At 67.7% G+C, this 19,634-nt stretch carries 15 protein-coding genes and 1 pseudogene; 2 read left to right on the forward strand and 14 right to left on the reverse strand.

Translation table 11 applies throughout. The features are described 5' to 3' along the window. From ABNX41_RS04665 to ptsP, 8 genes are all read right to left on the reverse strand, one after another. Positions 1-717 (reverse strand): ABC transporter permease, encoded by a 717-nt coding sequence (locus ABNX41_RS04665; protein WP_438668559.1) that lies wholly within the window; start codon positions 715-717, stop codon positions 1-3. 3 nt (positions 718-720) lie between these two features. Continuing rightward, positions 721-1,572, reverse strand: a complete 852-nt coding sequence (locus ABNX41_RS04670) for a transporter substrate-binding domain-containing protein (protein ID WP_438668560.1) — start codon at positions 1,570-1,572, stop codon at positions 721-723. Positions 1,573-1,589: 17 nt separating this feature from the next. Next, positions 1,590-2,777, reverse strand: coding sequence for a M20 metallopeptidase family protein (locus ABNX41_RS04675; RefSeq protein WP_438668561.1), 1,188 nt, complete (start codon positions 2,775-2,777; stop codon positions 1,590-1,592). 546 nt (positions 2,778-3,323) lie between these two features. Next, the gene (locus ABNX41_RS04680) at positions 3,324-3,503 is read right to left on the reverse strand and encodes a hypothetical protein (protein ID WP_438668562.1); all 180 of its coding nucleotides are present in this window, start codon (positions 3,501-3,503) and stop codon (positions 3,324-3,326) included. Positions 3,504-3,638: 135 nt separating this feature from the next. Beyond that, positions 3,639-4,118: a hypothetical protein gene (locus ABNX41_RS04685; RefSeq protein WP_438668681.1), complete on the reverse strand. Its 480-nt coding sequence runs from the start codon at positions 4,116-4,118 to the stop codon at positions 3,639-3,641. A gap of 30 nt (positions 4,119-4,148) precedes the next feature. Next, positions 4,149-5,855: a PTS fructose transporter subunit IIC gene (locus tag ABNX41_RS04690; RefSeq protein WP_438668563.1), complete on the reverse strand. Its 1,707-nt coding sequence runs from the start codon at positions 5,853-5,855 to the stop codon at positions 4,149-4,151. Positions 5,856-5,866: 11 nt separating this feature from the next. Continuing rightward, entirely contained in the window at positions 5,867-6,847 is a 981-nt protein-coding gene (locus ABNX41_RS04695; RefSeq protein WP_438668564.1) for a 1-phosphofructokinase family hexose kinase, read from the reverse strand. Next, positions 6,844-9,372, reverse strand: a complete 2,529-nt coding sequence (ptsP, locus tag ABNX41_RS04700) for a phosphoenolpyruvate--protein phosphotransferase (RefSeq protein ID WP_438668565.1) — start codon at positions 9,370-9,372, stop codon at positions 6,844-6,846. The genes ABNX41_RS04695 and ptsP overlap by 4 nt, the downstream gene beginning before the upstream one ends. A gap of 266 nt (positions 9,373-9,638) precedes the next feature. On the opposite strand from ptsP, the gene ABNX41_RS04705 reads away from it, so the two are divergent. Continuing rightward, the gene (locus ABNX41_RS04705) at positions 9,639-10,625 is read left to right on the forward strand and encodes a LacI family DNA-binding transcriptional regulator (protein WP_438668566.1); all 987 of its coding nucleotides are present in this window, start codon (positions 9,639-9,641) and stop codon (positions 10,623-10,625) included. 342 nt (positions 10,626-10,967) lie between these two features. On the opposite strand, the gene purF is transcribed toward ABNX41_RS04705, so the two are convergent. The 4 genes from purF to ABNX41_RS04725 all read right to left on the reverse strand — a co-directional run bounded on the left by purF (position 10,968) and on the right by ABNX41_RS04725 (position 16,819). Further along, a complete protein-coding gene (gene purF / locus ABNX41_RS04710) occupies positions 10,968-12,485 on the reverse strand; it encodes an amidophosphoribosyltransferase (RefSeq protein ID WP_438668567.1) in 1,518 nt (505 codons plus the stop codon). A gap of 305 nt (positions 12,486-12,790) precedes the next feature. Beyond that, the gene (locus ABNX41_RS04715; RefSeq protein WP_438668568.1) at positions 12,791-14,200 is read right to left on the reverse strand and encodes an AAA domain-containing protein; all 1,410 of its coding nucleotides are present in this window, start codon (positions 14,198-14,200) and stop codon (positions 12,791-12,793) included. A gap of 239 nt (positions 14,201-14,439) precedes the next feature. Continuing rightward, the gene (locus tag ABNX41_RS04720; RefSeq protein WP_438668569.1) at positions 14,440-15,366 is read right to left on the reverse strand and encodes a patatin-like phospholipase family protein; all 927 of its coding nucleotides are present in this window, start codon (positions 15,364-15,366) and stop codon (positions 14,440-14,442) included. Positions 15,367-15,400: 34 nt separating this feature from the next. Next, positions 15,401-16,819 carry an efflux transporter outer membrane subunit gene (locus ABNX41_RS04725; protein WP_438668570.1) on the reverse strand — a complete coding sequence of 473 codons (1,419 nt, stop codon included), beginning with the start codon at positions 16,817-16,819 and terminating at the stop codon, positions 15,401-15,403. Between the two features lie 52 nt (positions 16,820-16,871). Between ABNX41_RS04725 and ABNX41_RS04730 the strand changes: the two are divergent. After that, a pseudogene (locus ABNX41_RS04730) lies at positions 16,872-17,902 on the forward strand (efflux RND transporter permease subunit); the annotation flags it as partial. Positions 17,903-17,943: 41 nt separating this feature from the next. Here ABNX41_RS04730 and ABNX41_RS04735 read toward each other — a convergent pair. Together ABNX41_RS04735 and ABNX41_RS04740 are read right to left on the reverse strand one after the other, a co-directional pair. Continuing rightward, a complete protein-coding gene (locus ABNX41_RS04735; protein ID WP_438668571.1) occupies positions 17,944-18,681 on the reverse strand; it encodes an SDR family NAD(P)-dependent oxidoreductase in 738 nt (245 codons plus the stop codon). Continuing rightward, positions 18,678-19,631 carry a branched-chain amino acid ABC transporter permease gene (locus ABNX41_RS04740; RefSeq protein WP_438668572.1) on the reverse strand — a complete coding sequence of 318 codons (954 nt, stop codon included), beginning with the start codon at positions 19,629-19,631 and terminating at the stop codon, positions 18,678-18,680. Before ABNX41_RS04740 ends, ABNX41_RS04735 begins: the two co-directional genes overlap by 4 nt. Positions 19,632-19,634: the final 3 nt, after the last annotated feature.

Here is a 19,634-nt window from a genome sequence, read left to right on the forward strand (position 1 = left end):
TCAGACCCCCGCGCCCGGATGGCCGCGCAGCGACCGTTTCTCGGCCAGCCGGAACAACTGGTCCGACAGGGTGGTGATCACCAGATAGATCCCGCCGCCTGCCGCGTAGAACAGGAAATGCTCCTGCGTGGTGCCCGCCGCCACAGAGACCTGGCGCATGGTTTCCACCAGCCCGGTGACCGAGACCAGCGCGGATTCCTTGATGACGGATTGCCATTGATTGCCCATCCCGGGCAAGGCGGTGACCATGGCCTGCGGCGCGATCACCCGGCGGAACAGGGTCAGCCTGCCCATGCCGACGACCCGCCCCGCCTCGATGGTTCCCTTGGGCACCGCCTGATAGGCGCCGCGCAGGACCTCGGACTGGCCCGCCGCCGAGATCAGGCCGATGGCCAGCATCCCGGCGACGAAGCCCGAGATGTCGAAGGGGCCGGGAAAGCCGATCGCGGTGCCGATGGCCGTCACCACCTGACGGCCGCCGAAGTAAAAGAGATAGATGACAAGGATATCGGGCACGCCGCGCAGCACGACGGTATAGCCCTCGGCCAGCGCCCGGACCGGCGCATTGCCCGCGATCCGGCCCCAGGCGACCAGCGTGCCAAGGGCGAGCCCGCACAGGAAGGCCGCGACCGAGACCGCCAGCGTCATGAGCCCCGCCCTGAACAGGACGAGGCCCCAGCCGTCGGGGCCAAAGCCCAGAAGTCCGATGTCGCCCATGCCTTACAGCTTTGGCGTGACGTTCATGCCGAACCACTGGTTCGACAGCGCCTCAAGCGTGCCGTCCTCCGACATGGATTTCAGCGCCGCACTCAGCTTGTCGGCCAGTTCGGCATTGCCTTTTTGCACGACGAATGCGGCGCCGCTGCCCATGACGCCGCCCGCGAAGACCGGCCCTGTCGTCTTGGCGGTATCGGCGTTCTTTTCCAGGAAGGCCGCGATATTGGTGCCCGAGGCCATCGCCGCGTCCAGCCGCCCGTTCGACAGGTCCTGATAGACATCCGGGCCGTTGGGATAGGTGCGGATCGTCACCCCGTGAGGCGCCAGATACTGCTCCAGGAACGCGGACTGTATGGTCGAGACATGCACGCCCACGGTCTTGCCTTTCAAGGCTTCGGCGACTTCCGCGATCATGGCCTCGGCAGCCGCCTCGTCGTTCAGATCGACCGAGGATCCGACGCCAGGCAGCTCCAGCCCGCTCTCTGTCATCACCGCGAAGGTCGAGCTGCTGACGGTATAGGGCAGCGAGAAATCCACCACTTCCAGACGCTTGTCGGTGATGGTGACGGAATCGACCACGGCGTCATACTTGCCGTCGATCACACCTTGGATCATGCCATCCCAGGCCTGGCTGATCAGCTCATATTCGAAATCCGCGCGTTTTGCGATTTCGGCCAGCATGTCCATCTCGAAGCCGTAAAGCGTGCCATCGGGTTTGGTCATGTTGAAGGGCGGGAAGGATCCCTCGGTGGCGAAGACATATTTCTTGCCCTGCGCCAGCAGGGGCGCGCCGGTGGCAAGGGTGGTCGCGGCGGCAAGGCCGGCGCGCAGGAAGGTGCTGCGGGTGATGTTCATCTGGTTCCTCAAGCTGTTCAGGACAGGAATTCGACGGCCATGCGCGTCAGGGCGATGGCACTTTGGGCGATGCAGGCCTCGTCGGGCTGGTAGTCGGAGTTATGTACACGGTCGTTGCGTCCCGGCTGACCCGATCCGATGAAGATCTGGACAGAGGGGATGCGTTCGGAGAAATACGAGAAATCCTCGGCCCCGAAAGTGCTGCCCGGTTCCACCAGAACTGGCGCGCCGAATTGCAGGCCCAGGGTCGCGGCGGTGCGGTCGATCATCGCATCATCATTCATCAGAGGTGGTGCACCGCGCGTGTAATCGACCTCGGCCCGCACATTTAGGGCGAGGGCGGCCCCTTCGCAGATCCGCCGGAACGAGGCCTCGGCCATATCGCGCGACTCTGGTGATCGGCAGCGCATCGTGCCCTCGAACATGCAGGTATCGGGGATGATGTTCTGGGTGGCCCCGCCTGCAATATGCCCCACCGTCAGCACCGCCGAGAGGGAAGGGTCCATCTCGCGCGAGATCACTGTCTGCAGCTGGGTGATGATATGGGCCGCTGCAACGATCGGGTCGATCGCGGCATGTGGGCGGGCGGCATGGCCGGATCTGCCACGCACCGTCACCTTGAACTCGTCGCTTGAAGCCGTGCTCGCACCCCGGTTCAGCGAGATTATCCCGGCAGGATGCTCGGGGCGATTGTGGAAGGCGATGGCCATATCCACCCCATCCGCCGCGCCGTCTGCGACCATGGCGGCGGCCCCGCTTTCCTGGGTTTCCTCAGCGGGTTGAAAGATCAGCCGCACGGTGCCCGCCAACTGAGGTGCGATCTGCAGCAGCGCCCCGGCAGCCCCCAGAAGCGCCGCGGTGTGCAGGTCATGGCCGCAGGCATGCATCTTGCCCGGAACGGTCGATGCGAAAGGAAGGCCGGTTTCCTCATGGATCGGCAGCGCATCCATGTCGGCGCGCAGGATCAGGCAGGGGCCCGGACGGCCGCCCGCGATCTCGGCAACAACACCCGTGCGCCCCACGCCGGTCCTGGGTTCCAGGCCGAACCCCGTCAGCTCCCTGGCGACGATGGCCGCGGTTCGAAGGGTGTCGAACCCTGTTTCTGGGTGGGCGTGAATGTCCCGGCGGATTTCGATCAGGCGCGGTTCGAGGTCTTGCACCAGGCCATGGATCACCGCTGCGGGGTCATTTGAAAGATGTGGCATGAGACCTCGTCACAAATGGGGCATGTCGCGATGCAACGCAGGTCTGATGCGTCATGCAATTGTCACCACGAGTCAATGTTCGAGGATCGACAATCGATCAAAAAACGGTCGGCATCGGCCCTGTTGCATCAATCCGGTGATCCGCATCAGGGGATTCATGGGGATTCAGGCCGCTGATCCACCATGTTCGGCTGGATGGCATGAACGATCCGGCGCCTCCGCGCGATGGGACGAGCAACCGGGCAACCTGCATAGATGCCCAATCGGCGGGGGCGGCGCCTGACCCCATAGCCCATGGACGCCCGGGCTGCCGCCAAGGGTGTCTTTGCCGTGCCGACAGGCGCCGCAGGCAAGAGCCGGTTCCATCGCCACCGGGCTTCGGCCTGGTCACGCCTGCACCGATTTCGATCACGCTGATTTGTGTCGGATTGCGGCTTTCATCGGTCTGTCTTCCGCCCGATTGGTCGCATTCGCGCATTCGCGCATTCGCGCATTCACGCATTCGGCCCGGCGTCGGCCTTGATCGGGATCAGGTCGCGGCCGTTTTCACCCCTGCCGCGCGAAATCCGCCGTCCGCGCGACCAGCGCATCCTCGGGCCGCACGCCGCTATAGAGGACGAACTGCTCCACCGCCTGCAACGCCGCGACCTCGGCCCAGGTGATGACCGGCTTGCCCAGGACGCGGGCCAGCCGGATCAGTGTCGTTTCGACCGGCAGCGCGACCACGTCGAAGACGGCGCCCGCCCGTTACATCGCCTCGGGCACGAAGGCCACAAGGTCCGCCTCGGGCGCCCCCGCAATGCCCAAGGGGGCGGCGTTGATCAGCCGCGCGCCGTCGGTGTCGCCGCCCGTCTCGGTCCGCTAGCCGTAGCCCAGGCCCTGCGCCAGGTCGCGGCCGACGGCTTCGTTGCGCGCGACGATGGTCCCGGCGGGGTAGCCTGCGTCGCGCAGCGCACGGGCCACGGCCTTGGCCATGCCGCCGATGCCGCGCAGCACCACATGGGTGGCCTTCGGCGCTTGACGCGGGGCAAGCAGATGCGCCACCGCGATATAGTCGGTAATGCAGGCCCTGAGCCGACCGTCGTCGTTGACGATGGTGTTGACCGAGCGGATCGCCTTGGCCGGGGGAGCCATCTCGTCGGCGAGGGGGATCACCGCCTCCTTGAACGGCCTCGAGACGGCGCAGCCGCGGATGCCCAGCGCCCGGATCCCGCCCACCGCCGCCGGAAGATCCGTGGTGGTGAGCGCCTTGTAGACATGATCGAGGCCGAGCGCGCGATAGAGGAAGTTGTGGAACCGCGTGCCGAAGTTTCCCGGCCGCCCCCGGCCAGGGACATGCAGAGCTGCGTGTCGCGGCTGATTGCGGGAGCCTCAGGCACCGGCCGAGACCGTTGCGGTCGCGGATCGCTTGAGCGCCCCAAGTGCCGCGACCGAGACCGCCGTCCCCACGACAAGCGCGATGACGAAGCCCGTAAGGTTGCCTACCGCATTGGGGATCGGCAGCACGAAGATCCCGCCATGGGGCACCTGCAACCGGACCGACAGCGCCATGCAGATCGCCCCCGCCACCGCGGAGCCCGCGATCAGGGACGGGATCACCCGCAAGGGATCGCGCGCGGCGAAGGGGATCGCCCCTTCGGTGACGAAGGCCAGGCCCAGCACGAAGGCCGCATTGCCCGCCTCGCGCTCGTCCGGGGTGAAGCGCGCGGGGAACAGGCGGCAGGCCAGCGCCAGCGCCAGCGGCGGCGTCATCCCCGCGCACATCACCGCCGCCATGGGCTCGGTGACGCCCGAGGAGATCAGCGTCACGCCGAACGCATAGGCCGCCTTGTTGACCGGCCCGCCCATGTCGACCGCCATCATCCCGCCCAGGATCAGCCCCAGCACCGCCGCCGAGGTCCCCTGCATCCCTTGCAGCCATCCCGTCATCGCCGCCAGCAGCCGCGCGGTGGGCGCGCCGACGACATAATACATCAAAAGCCCCGTCGCGGCCGTGGCCAGCAGCGGCAGGATCAGCACCGGCATCAGCCCGGCAAGCGTCTTCGGCAGCCGGATCGCGCGGTTCAGCGCCTGCACCGTGTAGCCGGCGATGAAGCCCGCCGCGATCCCGCCGATGAAGCCCGCGCCGATGCCGACCGCGATCATGCCGCCGACCATCCCCGGCGCGATCCCGGGCCGGTCCGCGATGGAATAGGCGATGTAGCCGCCCAGCGCCGGCACCATCAGCGCGAAGGCCCCGGCCGAGCCGATCTGGAACAGCGTCCAGCCCAAAGTTCCTTCGTTCTCATAGACATAGATGCCGCCCAGCGCGAAGGAGATGGCGATCAAGAGTCCCCCCGCCACCACGAAGGGCAGCATGAACGACACGCCGGTCATCAGGTGCTTGTAGACGCCGACATTCTCGGCGCCGGTGGTGGCCTCGGCCTCCGGCGCGGCGGCGTCCTGCCCCTGCACCCTGGCCTCGGCCAGGGCGCGGGTGATCAGCCCGGCGCCATCGGTGATCGCGGGTTTGGTTGGCGAGAGGAAGACGCGCTTGCCGGTGAAACGGGCAAGGTCGACCTGCTTGTCGGCGGCGATGACCACCAGATCGGCTTCGGCGATCTCGGCGGGTGTCAGCGCATCCTGCGCGCCGACCGATCCTTGGGTTTCGACCCGGATCGCATGGCCCAACGCGGCCGCGCCGCCCTGCAAGCCTTCGGCCGCCATGAACGTATGCGCGATCCCGGTGGGACAGGAGGTGACGGCGACGATCCTCAGCGGGCCGGTGCCCGGGGCCTGCGCCACCACGTCAAGCCGGGCCAGAACGCCCGCGGGATCGGCCAGAACCTCGTCCAGCGTGGCCCGGTGGAGGGTGAGCCCGGCAAGACGCGCATCTTCCGCGCCTTCGCCCACGATCAGCACCGTTTCCGCCGCGCCCAGCCGGGCGGGATCGAGCGGATCGCGCACCGATCCGGCGGTGCGCAATTCGATCTCGATGCCAAGGTTGGCCGCGGCCGCGGCCTGCCGCAGCGCCTCGCGGGCCAGAACCGCATGGGTTTCCCTGTCGCCCCCTTCGACGATGGCGAGAATGTCCGACATCTTCAGCCTCCCTATCGATTGGCGGCGGCCGGTGTGGGGTTTCCCGCCCAGTCCGCCGCCGGAATGATCGTCACCCGGCGCATCAGCGCCTCCACCTCGGCCCGCGCGGGCAGGTTGGGGCCGGTAAGCGTCAGCTTGGCGGCGGCGAAGGCGGTGCCCTGCCGCGCCACGTCCTCAAGCCCCTTGCCCTCGGCCAGCGCCGCCGCGATCCCGGCCACCATCGCATCGCCCGCGCCGACGCTGCTGCCGCCGCCGACCACCGGGAGCCGGGCGTGGAGCGCGCCCTCGGCGCCGCAGAACAGCGCGCCCCCGGCGCCGAGAGAGACCACGACCAGCCCTATTCCGCGCGCGCGCAGCCCCTCGGCCGCCGCGAGGATCTCGGTCGGACCGGCGAGCGGATGCCCCGCCCAGTCCTCAAGCTCATGGCGGTTGGGCTTGACCGCATCGGGCAGCGCGGCCGCCGCCAGCGCCCGGGCTAGCGGCGGACCGCTGGTGTCCAGCACCACCCGCGCGCCTTGCGCGCGCAGGCCTGCGACCAGCGCCGCGCAGGTCTCGGCCGGAAGCCCGCCGGGCAGGCTGCCCGAGACCACCGTCACATCGCCCGGCCCCGGGTCCTGGAGGCGGGCGCGAACCTCGGCCAGCGCCGCGTCGTCGGCGGCAAATCCGGGCAGGTTGATGTCGGTGGTGTCGCTCTCCGCCACCAGCTTGATGTTCGTCCGGGTCTCGCCCGGCACCCGGACCATGCCGTCGGTGATGCCCTTGGCGGCAAAAAGCGCCTCGAACGCCGCCGGATTGTCGTCCCCCAGCAGCCCCAGCGCCTCGATCCGCGCCGCGCCCCCGAACCAGTCGGCGAGGCAGGAGGCGACGTTCACCCCCTTGCCGCCCGCGTTCCGGCGAACGGCCTGCGCGCGATGCACCGCGCCCGGCACCAGCCGGTCCAGCGTGACGGTCTGGTCGATGGCCGGGTTGAGCGTGACGGTCCGCAGGATCATGCCGCCGCCTCGATCCGGGGGCGGTCCAGCGCCCGCACCTCGGCCGTGCTGTCGCAATCGAGCGCGCGGGCGGCGAGGTCTTTCAGTTCCGCCAGTTCGCCGTCGCGCAGCCGCGCCTTGACCGCCGGGATGTCGCGGGGCGTCATGGACAGCTCGTCCACCCCCAGCCCGGCCAGCAGCGCCGCGCCGAACGGATCGCCCGCGATGCCGCCGCAGACGCCCACCCAGCGGCCATGCACCGCCGCCCCCTCGACCGTCGCGCGGATCAGCCGCAGCACGGCGGGGTGCAGGCTGTCGGCCTCGGGCGCCAGCACCGGGTTCTGCCGGTCGATGGCCAGCGTGTATTGCGTGAGGTCGTTGGTGCCTATGGAGAAGAAGTCCACATGCCGGGCCAGCGTCGCGGCCATCAGCGCGGCGGCGGGCACCTCGATCATGATGCCGATTTCGACCGGCGGCGCGCCGATCTCCGTGCGCACCCGTTCGCATGCGGCGCGCAGCGCCTCGACCTCGGCCAGCGAGGTGATCATCGGGAACATGATCGACAGCTTCGCGCCCGTCTTCGCCGTGGCATAGAGCGCGCGCAACTGCGGCTCCAGCAGGTCCGGGCGACGCAGCAGCAGCCGCGCGCCCCGCACGCCCAGGAAGGGGTTGTCCTCCTTCGGCAGGTCCAGATGCGCCACCTGCTTGTCGCCGCCGATGTCCAGCGCGCGGATGATCAGCGGACGGCCCTCCATGGCCCGGGCCATGGCGCCATAGGCGGCGGCCTGCGCGGCCTGGTCGGGCGTGTCGCCGCGTTCGAGGAACAGGAATTCGGTCCGCATCAGCCCCACGCCCTCGGCCCCTTGGGCGATGGCGAAACCGGCCTGATCAGCGGTGTTGATGTTCGCGCCGATCGACACCTGATGCCCGTCGCGGGTGCGGGCGGGCAGGGCGCGGGCCTCGGCCTCTCGGGCGCGCCGGGTCTCCTCCTCGGCGATGAAGGCGCGTGCCGCGGCGATGTCCTCGGCGCCCGGATCCAGCCAGAGCCGCCCGGTATTGCCGTCGATGATCGCGGTCATCCCCTCGGGCAGCGCCAGCAGCCCCGCGCCGCCGCCGACCATCGCAGGCAGGCCCAGCGTCCGCGCCAGGATCGCGGTATGCGAGGTGGGGGCCCCCAGCGCGGTGGCCAGCCCCGCGACCTTCGCGGTGTCGAGCCCGGCGGTGTCCGAGGGCGCAAGATCGGTGCCGATCAGGATCGCGCCGTCGGGCAGATCGCCCAGGCCCCCGGTGCGCAGTTGCGGGTCGATCTGCGCCAGCACCCGGCGGCCCACGTCGCGCAGATCGGCCGCCCGCCCGGCCAGGACGGCATTGCCCAAGCCCGCGATCCGCGCCGCCGTCTCCTCGACCGCCTGGTGCCAGGACCAGGCGACGCCATGGCCCTCGACCATCCTGCGCGCGGCGAGGCCGATCAGGTCGGTGTCGTCCAGCAGCGCCGCATGGGCGGTGAAGATCGCCGCATCCGCCGCGCCGAGCCTGCGGCCGGTCTCGTCCGCCACGGCCTTCAACTGAAGCCGCGTGCGGCTCAGAGCGTCGTGCAGCTTCGCCGCCGCCTCGGTCAGCGGCACCGGGCGGTCGGGGATCTGCGGCTCGGCCTCGGCCAGCCGGTGCAGGATGCCGACGGCCAGCCCGGGCGCCGCCGCCACGCCGTCCAGCGACTGGAGCGGTTCGCGCGGGGTCCAGCCATGGGCCGACAGGGCGGGGGAGGGGGCGGCGGGCTGGGCCGCGGCCATGGCGGCCTGCGCCTTCTCGCCCGCCGAAAGCCCGGTCATCACCGCCCGCAGCGCTGCCAGCGCCGCGCCCGCATCCGGCCCCTCGGCCGAGACATGCAGGCTGTCGCCCGCCGCGACGCCCAGTTGCAAAAGCCCGATCAGGTTGCGCGCATCCGCGGTTTCCGTTCCCTTGCGCACCCGCAGCGCGGCGCCGAAGCCCTTGGCGGTATCGGCCCAGCGGGCGGCGGGACGGGCGTGGAGGCCGGAGGGATAGTCCAGCACCCAGTCGAAGCCCTGCGCGAAATCGCCCGCCGGGGCGGTCGGCGGCGCCGGATCCTCGGACAGCGCGGCGACCAGATCGCGGGGATCGTCGGTCACCGCCAGTTGCGCCAGCCGCGCCTCATCCTGGATCAGCCGGGTCAGGCGGCGCAGCACGCCGATATGCGCCTCCGACGTCGCGGCGATGACCACGACGAAGCGGGCGATCTGGCCGGGGTTCCATTCCACCCCGCCGCGGACCTGCAGGATGGCGATGGCGGTCTTGCGGATCATGCCGCGGTCCTCGACCATCCCGTGCGGGATGGCGACACCCTTGCCCAGATAGGTCTCGGAGACGGCCTCGCGGCGCAGCACGCTCTTCTCGAATCCGGGGTTGACCGAGCCCGCGGCGACAAGAAGCGCCACGGCCTCATGGATCGCGGCCTCTTTCGAGGCGGGGCGCGCGTCGAGGCGCACCAGTTCCAGCGGGACCAGCTCTGCCGCGTCGATGGATGACATTCCTTCCCCCTCCTCCAAGGTTGGCCAGAGCTATGGAAACGTTTCCACACAACCTTGTCAAAAGGAATCTGCCGACCCGGATGGCATCGGCGTGGGAGTTGCGGCAGGATCGCTGGTTTTTGCCAGAACGATGCGGAAGAGTTCGGACTTATTTCATGGCTTTACGCGCAAATTTCGGCAAACTTTCCGGTCGCGGCCTGAAATCCGCTTGAGCGGCGCGACAAAGCGGCGCATCCTCGATCCGAGATGAAAACGTTCTTTCTCAGATGACGGTCAGCATCAAGGATGTGGCACGAGTCGCCGGGGTCGCGCCCTCGACGGTGTCGCGCGCGCTGGGCAAGGGGCCGGTCAGCGACGAGGTGCGCGCGCAGGTGCTGGCGGCGGTCCGGGCCACCGGCTACCGGCCGAACCTTGCCGCGCGGCGGCTGCGGTCGCGGCAGACCGGGACCGTGGGGCTGATCCTTGCGGATATCCGCAACCCCTTCTTCACCGCCGTCAGCCGCGCGGTCGAGGATGCGGCTTATCGCGAGGGGATCCGCGTCATCCTGTGCAACACCGATGAGGACCCCGAGCGCGAGGCGATGTATCTTGGCCTGATGGCCGAGGAACGGGTCAGCGGCGTCATCCTCGCCCCCACCCGGCGCGGGGAGGAGCGGCTGGGGCTGGCCGCGCCCCTGGGTTTTCCGGTGGTTCTGCTGGACCGGGCCGAGCTGCGCGGCCATGACGCAGTGGTGCTCGACAACGCCCGGGCGGTCGGCGATCTGGTCGATCATCTGGTGTTGCAGGGCTACCGGCACATCGGCGGGTTGTTCGGCGCCACCTCGGCCACCGGCGCCGAACGGCGGGCGGGCTACCTTGCGGCGATGGCGCGCCACGGGCTGCCCGCGGAGGCGCGGACCGCGCCGCCCTCGGTCGCCAGCGGCATCGCGGCGATCGGCGGCTGGCTGGACGAGGCGGCACGGCCCGAGGCCCTCGTCGTTTCCAACGGGCTATTCCTGGAGGCGGCGGTGAAGGCTGCGCGCGAGCGCGGGATCGCCATCCCCTCGGGCCTCGCGCTTGCGGGTTTCGACGACGAGACCTGGACCTCGCTCGTCGAGCCGGGGATCACGGTGATCCGCCAGCCCGTCGAGGCCATGGGCACCGAGGCCATGGCGCTGTTGACCGCGCGGATCGCCCGGCCCGATGCGCCTGCGCGGACGGTGACGCTTGCCGGGCGCTTCGTCCCCCGAGGCTCGACCGCGCCGCGCCAGTGAAAGCCGCGCCAGTGAAACCGGCGTGCGGTCGATGCCTGCGAAGCAGCGCAGTTGCCCTAAGCCGCCGATCATGGTGCCGCGGCAGGATAAAGGCGTTTCGCGCGCGGCACCGCGAAGGCGGAGTTCACATTTTCCAATGTAGTCAGGGATCCGGCCGACAGCTTTGTCCGGCATTAGCCGCGTGCTTTGTCGCCCTGTTCGAACGGTTGTTTCGGGGAAATGCGGCGGCACATGACGGGCGATGCCAGGCGGGAGATCGGCCCGCACCCTGCAGCCGCCAGGCCCGCCGGATTGTCGGAGCGGCCAGCATTCGAGACCCTCTTGGAAAGCGCCCTGGCCGCCCTAGCCTTCGTTGTGCAACTCCAGATTCTCCGCTTCGTTCTGGCGCCGCAAGGCCTTGGCGTCATCCTTGCGCAGCTTGTCCAGGTAGTCGAGATAGTCCCGATCCACGTCGCGGGTCACATACATGCCGTCGAAGACCGAGCAGTCGAACTGCGTTATGCCGGGATTGTTTTCGCGCACGGCGTCGACCAGATCGCCCAGATCCTGGAAGATCAGCGCATCCGCGCCGATCATGTCGCGGATCTCTTCGACATTGCGGCCATGCGCGATCAATTCGTCCGCACTGGGCATGTCGATGCCGTAGACATTCGGGAAGCGAACCTCGGGCGCGGCCGAGGCCAGATAGACCTTCTTCGCCCCCGCGTCGCGCGCCATCTCGACGATCTGCTGCGAGGTGGTGCCGCGCACGATGGAATCGTCCACCAGCAGCACGTTCTTGCCCGCGAACTCGATGCGGTTCGCATTCAGCTTGCGGCGCACCGAGGCGCGGCGCACCTGCTGGCCCGGCATGATGAAGGTCCGCCCGACATAGCGGTTCTTCACGAAACCCTGCCGGTAGGGCTTGCCGATGATCTGAGCGATCTCCAGCGCGATGTCGCAGGAGGTTTCCGGGATCGGAATGACCGCGTCGATATCCAGATCCTGCCAGGCCTCGGCGATCCTCTTGCCCAGCTTCTGGCCCATCCGCATCCGGGCGCTGTAGACGGAAACGCCTTCCATCCGCGAATCCGGCCGCGCGAAATAGACATATTCGAAGATGCAAGGGGCCAGCGTCGAGCTTTCGGCGCATTGGCGGGTGAACAGCGCGCCGTCGGTGGTCACATAGACCGCCTCGCCGGGGGCGACGTCGCGCATGAATTCAAAGCCCAGCGTGTCGAGCGCGACGCTTTCCGAGGCGACCATATATTCGATCAGCCCATCCTCCAGCGCGCGCTGGCCGATCACCAGGGGGCGGATGCCATGCGGGTCGCGGAAGGCGAAAAGCCCGTGGCCGATGATCATGCCGACGCAGGCATAGGCGCCGCTGATGGTCCGATGCGTCGCGGCCACGGCGGAGAAGATGTCGTCCACCGTCAGGGGGTAGCGCTGGAAACGGTCGAGCTCGCTGGCGAAGACGTTCAGCAGCACCTCGGAATCCGAGGTGGTGTTCACATGCCTGCGTCCGCGCTCGAACAGGCCTTTGCGCACCTTGTCGACATTGGTCAGGTTGCCGTTATGGGCAAGCGTGATGCCATGGGGTGAGTTGACGTAGAAGGGCTGCGCCTCGGACGCGCTGGAACTGCCCGCGGTGGGATAGCGGGTGTGACCGATGCCGATATTGCCTTGCAGGCGCTGCATGTGGCGTGCCTCGAACACATCGCGGACGAGGCCGTTGGCCTTGCGCAGGCGGAAATGGTTCTGGGCGTCGATGGTGACGATGCCGGCGGCGTCCTGGCCACGGTGCTGCAACACCGTCAGGGCGTCGTAGATCGACTGGTTGACGGGGGTGAAGCCGACGAGACCGACGATGCCGCACATGGTTTTTCCTTATCAGCGTTGAGCATTGGGTGGTTCTGGGCTGGCCGGTCCGCAGATTTGCGACCTGATGCTCGCGTTGCTTTCCTGGTGCCGGGTCGGACGGGCCGCGACATCCTTCACGCGGATCGGGATCGGATCAGGCAAGATCACCTCCGGGTCTCAGGCGAAGCGACGCCATTGTCAAGATCGCTGCCACCGTGGCGCATGGAAAGACCTCTCGGCCGAAGGCGAGGCGGCCTCATGGGCGAATGGCCGCTTGCGTGAGCGCGCGATACGCTCGGAAGTGGGGAAAACGCTGGCCTGGGTCAGGGTTCTGCGGCGGGCGCAAAGGGCGTCAGGCTGCAATACGGCTCCTCAGCATTCCGGGACAGAGGCGGGTCCTTCTGCGGTTGAACCGACGGTTTCCTCGATCCGGGCATGGATTCCGGTCCGGGAGCGCGGGCCATGGGTAGGCGATGGTATTGGAGACATCGAACATCGGATTCTGGCAGCGCCGATGAACGAGGAAAGGCGGATTTGAAGCGGGACGCCTGATCCGCAAGGGTCTGCGAGGATGCCGCCGGGGCGGACCATTCGGTTTCGTCGATATCGAAGAACTTGCATACCTCGGCATTCAGCTTCTCGGGCAGCGAAACCACAGGTGGAATCTGAAGCGGGTCTCCCACGACGATGGAGCGCCTGGCCCGCATGATGGCCCCGATTGCCGCCTGCGGCAAAGCCTGGCCCGCTTCGTCGACCAGAAGCCAGCCGATGCTTTCGGGGGGCAGATCTCCGAACATGGTCCTTACCGAGGCGAATGTCGTAGAGACCGCGGGCACCACCATGAAGAGGCTCGACCACAGGTCTGGGAGCAGGTCACGGTGAGCGGGCGACTGGAAAGCGCCCGCGACCATGGCAGACATCAAGAGCCCGAGATTGTGTTGCAGGCGACGGGCCGAAGCGTCGATGAACGCCTTATGCACTGCCAGGGCAGCAGCAAAAAGATCTTCGCGCATGCGGTGAACATCATCCGGAAGCCAGGGTGCCGTCAGATGAATCGCTTCGTGCTCCTGCTCGAAGAACGAGTCGTCAATGGCTCTGCCGCCGAGGCGGGTTCGCCCTGCCGAGACAGCCGCGTCCAATTGCGAGACAGATTGCCGCGTGTCGGAAATCCCCCGGTCGAGCTGTTGCAACCGAGTTTTAGCCTCGTTTGATGCGGCCGCCGCCAAATCAAGTGCTCCGTCCGCAACCTTCGCCAGCCTGGCCGATTCCCGGAGCGCCGCCGAGAGCATCTGTTGAGCCGAACCCCATGATTTCCAGGCCGCCGTCCCGAACAACCGGGCGAAGAAACCGGGACGGCTGGCAAGATGGCTGTCGAGCAAGGTCTTGTCCCGCTCAAGTTGGGATTTTGCCTTTTCCTGCTCCCGAGAGTGAGCCTCCCAGATCTGGCGGGCTTGCGCGACGGTTTGATCGAGACGCGGCCGAAGTTCTTCCAGCTTCTGCAATTCGGCAATCGCATCCTTCAGCGCCCTGATATCCAGGCGCATCCGTTCGATGCCCGCGATTTCAGCGTCAACTGCCTTCCTGAGCTTGATAAACGCTGCCCTCGCTTTGCGCCACGCGGCTGCGGCATCCGCTTCATTGGTGCTCGGGCGCTCGTTGACGACCACGCTGGGCATCACGCGATCAATGATTTCGCCGGTCCGTTCGTCCTTGATCTCGCGCAGGATGTTCATGCCGCGGGCCGCCTTCAGGTACGGCGATATCTGCGGGCAAGGTGAAGCTCCTTCTCGCTGGGGCCTCGCCCGGCGGTCCCGCGAGGCTGGTGGATATGGCGCGGCACAGGCTGGAGACCCGGCACGACCTCATCGGCAATATGGTGAATGCAACGGGGGCGGCGATCATGGATAACCCTGTGACGGTGAGACCGGCACGGCAGCGGACAGGGCCCGCATCGGGCCGAAACCGGCTCAGTTCAGGCAGGAAAACGCCCCTCGGCCAATGCCCGGACCTGCCCGACAACCGCTTCCGTCGCAAGGCGCCCGGCCTCGATCGCCTCGTCGGCGCGGTCAAACTCCATCAGCGAGATCGCGGCGACGGGAGGGGAGATCATGACGTCGGGCGGCTCCTCTGCCAGACGCGCGGCGGTCAGCCTGCCCTGGACGATGTTGAGGCAGGCCGCGAGTGTGCCGAAGTAGCTGGGCGTCTGCGGCGTGCCTGCGATCAGTTGCGGCAATACGCGTTCGGCCAGCGCATGCAACGGTGCGGGAACCTGTTCCAGGATCTCGGCGACGCGCGCCGTGCCGGGATCGTGCTCGGCCCGCCGGAACGCGGCGGTATGCTTGGCCAGCAGACCCTCGCCGACATTGACGGCCACGACGACCTCCGCCCCCATCGCGTGGCAGACCGAGACCGGGATCTGGTTGGCGAGGCCGCCGTCCACCAACCAGCGGCCGTCGAGATGAGAGGGGCTTATGATGCCCGGAACGGCGATGGATGCGCGGATGGCATCGGCCAGCGCGCCGCGTCTCAGGCAGACTTCTTGGCCATCCGTAAGGTCGGTGGCGACTGCCGCGTAGCGCAGCGGCAGATCCTCGATCTTCGCATCCATGCCCAATGCGCAAAGGATGCCGTGGATGCGCTGGCCGTCGATCAGGCCGCCGGTGCCGAGGTTCACGTCAAGCAGCCCCGCGATCCGGCGGCGGTCCACCTGCCGCGCCCATGCCTTGAGATCGCCGAGGCGGCCCGCGGCCCAGGCGCCGCCCACCAGCGCGCCTATCGACGTGCCCGCGACGATTCCGGGCGCAAGGCCCGCTGCCTCCAGCGCCTCGATCACGCCGATATGTGCCCAACCCCGGGCCGCGCCGCCGCCAAGGGCGAGACCGATCCGCCGCCCGGTCATGTCGGCAACCGACGCTGGTCGCAGGACCGCGCGATCAACTTTGCAGCACCGCTGAGCCGCCTGCCGTCGCCGCGCTGAGCGTGACGAGGTTTGCGCCCTGCCGCCGGACAGCGTCGGCAAGCGCCTGCTGCGCCTGAAGCAGGCTGCGCTCGGAATCGAGGACGGCGAAGAACGCGCCGTCCCCGACGCTGAAATTCGTCCGGGCAAGGGTGACCGCCTCGGCCGATGCGTCCACGAGCCGCTGCTGCGCGGCAATGTTGCGCCCGTCGCGGCAGCAGGCGGCAAGGCCGCTCTCCACTTCCTCGACCGCATTCAGGACCGAGTTTTCCGATGCCGGTTTCGCCTGCACCGCACGCGATTCCGCGTAGCGCAGGTTGGCCTTGTTCTCGCCGCCGGTAAAGATCGGCAGGTTGATCGTGGGACCCAGTGTCCATGCGGTGATGTTCCCCCCCCCGCCCGAGATGTTGGTGGCGCCGATATTGCCCGAAAGCGCGACCGAAGGATAGCATCGCGCTTTGGCGACGCCGACGGCATAGGCTGCGGCGGAATAGTTGCGTTCGGCCGCGCGGCCGTCGGGGCGCGCGCGTACCACCTCGGCCGTGGTGCTGACATTAGCGCGGGCACGGGGCCGCGGTTGCCCCGATCCGCGTTGCAGGACGGGCCGCAGATCCGCCATGCGCCTTGCGGTCGACGTGGCCAGCCGGACAAGCGCCTGATCGAGGCCGGTCTCGTATGCCGGAATCTGCGCCTCGCCCTTGGCCACGAGCTGCCCTCCGTGAATCACGTCGAGGCGGCCGACTGCGCCGATCTCGAACTGGCTTGTGGTCAGGTCCAGACTGTTTTTGCGGCTGGTAAGCGACTGCCTGGTCAGCGAGATGCTGGCCTGATGGAAGCGCAGCGCGATATAGGCCTGCGCGTTGCCGCTTTGAATGACGAGCTGCACGACATCGGCGGTCAGATAGGTGGCGTCGAGCCGTGCGGCGGTGGCACGCCGGGCGTTGAGATTGGCTCCGAACAGGTCCAGCGCCCAGGACACGCCCCCGCCGATCGTCGAAGTCTCGGAGATCGCGCCAGTGGCTTCCGGGTCGCCCCTTTGTGCCGAGGCCTGCCCGGTGATCTGCGGCATGTCGCTGGCCGCGATGCCGACGGCCGAGGCTGCCCTGATCGCCTCCACGGCCTGGTGCATGTCGAAATTGCGTTCCATCCCCGCATTGATGAGCGAATTGAGGTTGGCATCCCGGAAAGAAAGCCACCATTCGCGCGCTGCTTCCCGCTTGCCGATCTGGGCGGGCGCATCATCAGCCGACAGATTCTCCTGCTGCGGGGAGTGGGGGCTGGCACCGCCCTTCCCGCGGGACAGGACCCCCAGACGCTCGCACAGGACGAACAGACATGAACATAGAACTGCACCTCCCGCGGCCGGTCGTCGGCATCCTGGCGCTGCTTCCGGCACTCTGGATCTCGGCCGCGGCGGCGCAAGAGATACCCTTGCCCACCGTCACGCGCTGATCGAGGCGATCATCCTCGTGGTGCTGGTGTTCCTGCACAACTTCCGCGCCACGCTGATCCCGACGCTGACGGTTCCGGTGGTGATCCTCGGCACGTTCGGCATCATGGCGGCGCTGGGGTTCAGCATCAACACGCTGACCATGCTGGCGATGGTGCCGGCGATCGGCCTTCTGGTCGACGACGCCATCGTCGTGGTCGAGAACGTCGAGCGGATCATGCACGACGAGAGGCCGGGACCATAGGAGGCGACGCTCAAGTCGATGGACGAGATCACCGGCGCGCTGGTCGGTATCGGCTTCATCGTCTCGGAGGTGTTTGTGCCGATGGTCTTCTTCGGCGGCTCGACCGGCGAGATGTATAGGCAATTCGCGGTGACCACCGTTTCGGCCATGATGCTTTCGGTGGTGATCGCGATTGTCTTCACCCCCGGCGCTTTACGCCATGATGCTCAAGCCCCATTCACCCTGCAATGGGCCGGCATGTCGCTGGAGGAAAAAGAGGCCGGATCAGGGGCGATTTACCTCTATACGCTGGCGCTGGCGGCGGTGTTCCTCAGCCTCGCGGCGCTTCACGAAAGCTGGGCCATCCCGATCGCGGTCATCCTGGCGATGCCGGTCGGCATCCCGGGCGCATTGGTCGGTGCCTGGCTGGGCGGGCAGTCGAACGGCATCTACTTCCAGGTCGGTCTGCAGACCGTGGTCGGTCTGACCGGCAAGAACGGGATCATGATCGTGGAATTCGCCCGCGACCGCATGGCCAAGCGGGGCGAAAGCGCGACCGAGGCGGTGCGGCTCAGGTTTCGGCCGATCCTGATGACTTCTCTGGCCTTCGGCATGGGCGTGCTGCCGCTGGTGCTGTCGAGCGGCGCCGGTTCGGGCGGCGCCGGTTAGGGCGCGCGAGGCCATCGGCTATGCCACGCTTTTCGGCACGATCGTCGGCACGTTTCTGACCATCGGTGTTCTTTGTGCTGATCAGCCGCCTGTTCCAGCCTCGCAGGGCGACCACGGAACAGGCCGTCACCGCCTGAGCCGCCCGCGCCTCGACCCGTGACAGCGCCATTCCGGTGCCTCAGTAATCCGCGCGGCCGCCGGACATGTCGAAGATCGCGCCCGTCGAGAATGAAGCGCGGCGGGACGCCACGAAGGCGACCATCTCGGCGAGTTCCTCGGCGGTTCCAAAGCGGTCCATCGGGATCTTTGCCAGCAATTCCTGGACATAGCTCTCAGGCCAGCCGTCGAAAATCCGCGTGCGTATCGCGCCTGGCGCCACGCAGTTCACGGTGACCCCGGTCGTGGCCAGTTCGCGGCCCAGGGTTTTCGTCAACGAAATCACCGCAGCCTTGCTTGCGGCATAGGCCGCAATCTTTGGCCCCGGCTCCTTGCCCGCGACCGATCCCATGGTGACGATGCGGCCATAGCCGCGCGCCACCATGTCCGGGATGACGGCCTGGCAGCACAGGAGCGTGCCGGTCACATTCACCTCCATGACTTTCGCCCAGGCTTCGGCCGACAGATCCGCAACGGCAAGATTGGGCCCCGGCACCGCGGCATTGCACATGAGGATCGAGATCTCGCCCAGCATCTTGCGGGTGTCGGCATAGGCGGCGGCAACCGCCTTGGCCGAGGTGACGTCGACGGCGCAGGCATGGGTCGGCCCGATATCCGAAAGCTGCTCGGCGGCATCCTGGGCCGCAGCCGGATCGCTGTCCCAGATCGCGACCCGGGCGCCCTGTTCCAGGAACTTCCGGGTAATCGCGAGGCCGAGGCCGCGCGCGGCCCCGGTGACGATGGCGGAGCGGCCCTTCATTTTCCGCCCTCCTGCGGGCGAGAAGACGGGCGGCGTTCCACCCAGGCGGCGATCTCGCCGACCAGGCCCTTGCGGAAGGCGAGGATGCAGGTCAGGAACACGACGCCGATGATCACCGAGAGCCATTCGCCCACCTTGTCGGCGAGAAAGTTCTGCAGGAGGATCACGAAGAAGGCCCCGGCAACGGGCCCGCCCAGCGTGCCAAGGCCGCCCAGGATGCACATCATCACCACTTCGCCGCTGAGCGCCCAATGCAGGTCGTTGAGGGATTCATAGGACAAGGCCAGTGCTTTCAGTCCCCCCGCCAGCCCCGACAGCGCGGCGGAAAGGGTGAAGGCCAGCACCTTGTAGCGCTCGACATCATAGCCCAGCGAGATCGCCCGGGGCTCGTTCTCGCGGATCGCGGTCAGGACCTGGCCGAAGGGCGAGGTGACGATGCGGTGGATCGCCAGCAGCGCCAGCACGAAGCAGACCGCCACCAGCGCGTAAAGCGCCAGATCGTTCTCAAGGCTGACAAGGCCGAAGAGATGCCCGCGCGGGATGCCGTGCAGACCGTCGTCGCGGCCGGTCCATTCCATCTGCATCGCGAGGAAATAGATCAGTTGCGAAATCGCCAGCGTGATCATGGCGAAATAGATGCCCTGGCGGCGAATGGCGATCGAGCCCGCGACAAAGCCGATCAGCGCCGCCACCGCCACCCCGGCCAGCAGCCCCATCTCGGGCGTCCAGTTGAGGAATTTCATCGTCACGCCAAGCGCATAGCCGGCGGACCCGAAAAACATCGCATGGCCGAAGGACAGAAGGCCGGTATAGCCCAGCATCAGGTTGAAGGCCGAGGCGAAGATCGCAAAGCACAAAAGCTTTACGATCAGCATCGGATAGATGAAGGCCGGTGCCACGATCAGCGCGGCAAGGCCCAGAAGGATCATCAGGTTTCGGGACGTCATCATGCC

Source organism: Pseudogemmobacter sonorensis, from assembly GCF_042762395.1.
Classification (GTDB): domain Bacteria; phylum Pseudomonadota; class Alphaproteobacteria; order Rhodobacterales; family Rhodobacteraceae; genus Pseudogemmobacter; species Pseudogemmobacter sonorensis.

Excerpts from the sequence above, each read along its gene's own strand:
- ABNX41_RS04690 (WP_438668563.1), bottom strand. The coding sequence starts at position 5,855 with ATGTCGGACATTCTCGCCATCGTCGAAGGGGGCGACAGGGAAACCCAT.
- ABNX41_RS04740 (WP_438668572.1), bottom strand. The coding sequence starts at position 19,631 with ATGATGACGTCCCGAAACCTGATGATCCTTCTGGGCCTTGCCGCGCTG.
- ABNX41_RS04705 (WP_438668566.1), top strand. The coding sequence starts at position 9,639 with ATGACGGTCAGCATCAAGGATGTGGCACGAGTCGCCGGGGTCGCGCCC.
- ABNX41_RS04720 (WP_438668569.1), bottom strand. The coding sequence starts at position 15,366 with ATGACCGGGCGGCGGATCGGTCTCGCCCTTGGCGGCGGCGCGGCCCGG.
- ABNX41_RS04670 (WP_438668560.1), bottom strand. The coding sequence starts at position 1,572 with ATGAACATCACCCGCAGCACCTTCCTGCGCGCCGGCCTTGCCGCCGCG.
- ABNX41_RS04695 (WP_438668564.1), bottom strand. The coding sequence starts at position 6,847 with ATGATCCTGCGGACCGTCACGCTCAACCCGGCCATCGACCAGACCGTC.
- purF (WP_438668567.1), bottom strand. The coding sequence starts at position 12,485 with ATGTGCGGCATCGTCGGTCTCGTCGGCTTCACCCCCGTCAACCAGTCG.
- ABNX41_RS04675 (WP_438668561.1), bottom strand. The coding sequence starts at position 2,777 with ATGCCACATCTTTCAAATGACCCCGCAGCGGTGATCCATGGCCTGGTG.
- ABNX41_RS04735 (WP_438668571.1), bottom strand. The coding sequence starts at position 18,681 with ATGAAGGGCCGCTCCGCCATCGTCACCGGGGCCGCGCGCGGCCTCGGC.
- ABNX41_RS04715 (WP_438668568.1), bottom strand. The coding sequence starts at position 14,200 with ATGAACATCCTGCGCGAGATCAAGGACGAACGGACCGGCGAAATCATT.
- ptsP (WP_438668565.1), bottom strand. The coding sequence starts at position 9,372 with ATGTCATCCATCGACGCGGCAGAGCTGGTCCCGCTGGAACTGGTGCGC.
- ABNX41_RS04665 (WP_438668559.1), bottom strand. The coding sequence starts at position 717 with ATGGGCGACATCGGACTTCTGGGCTTTGGCCCCGACGGCTGGGGCCTC.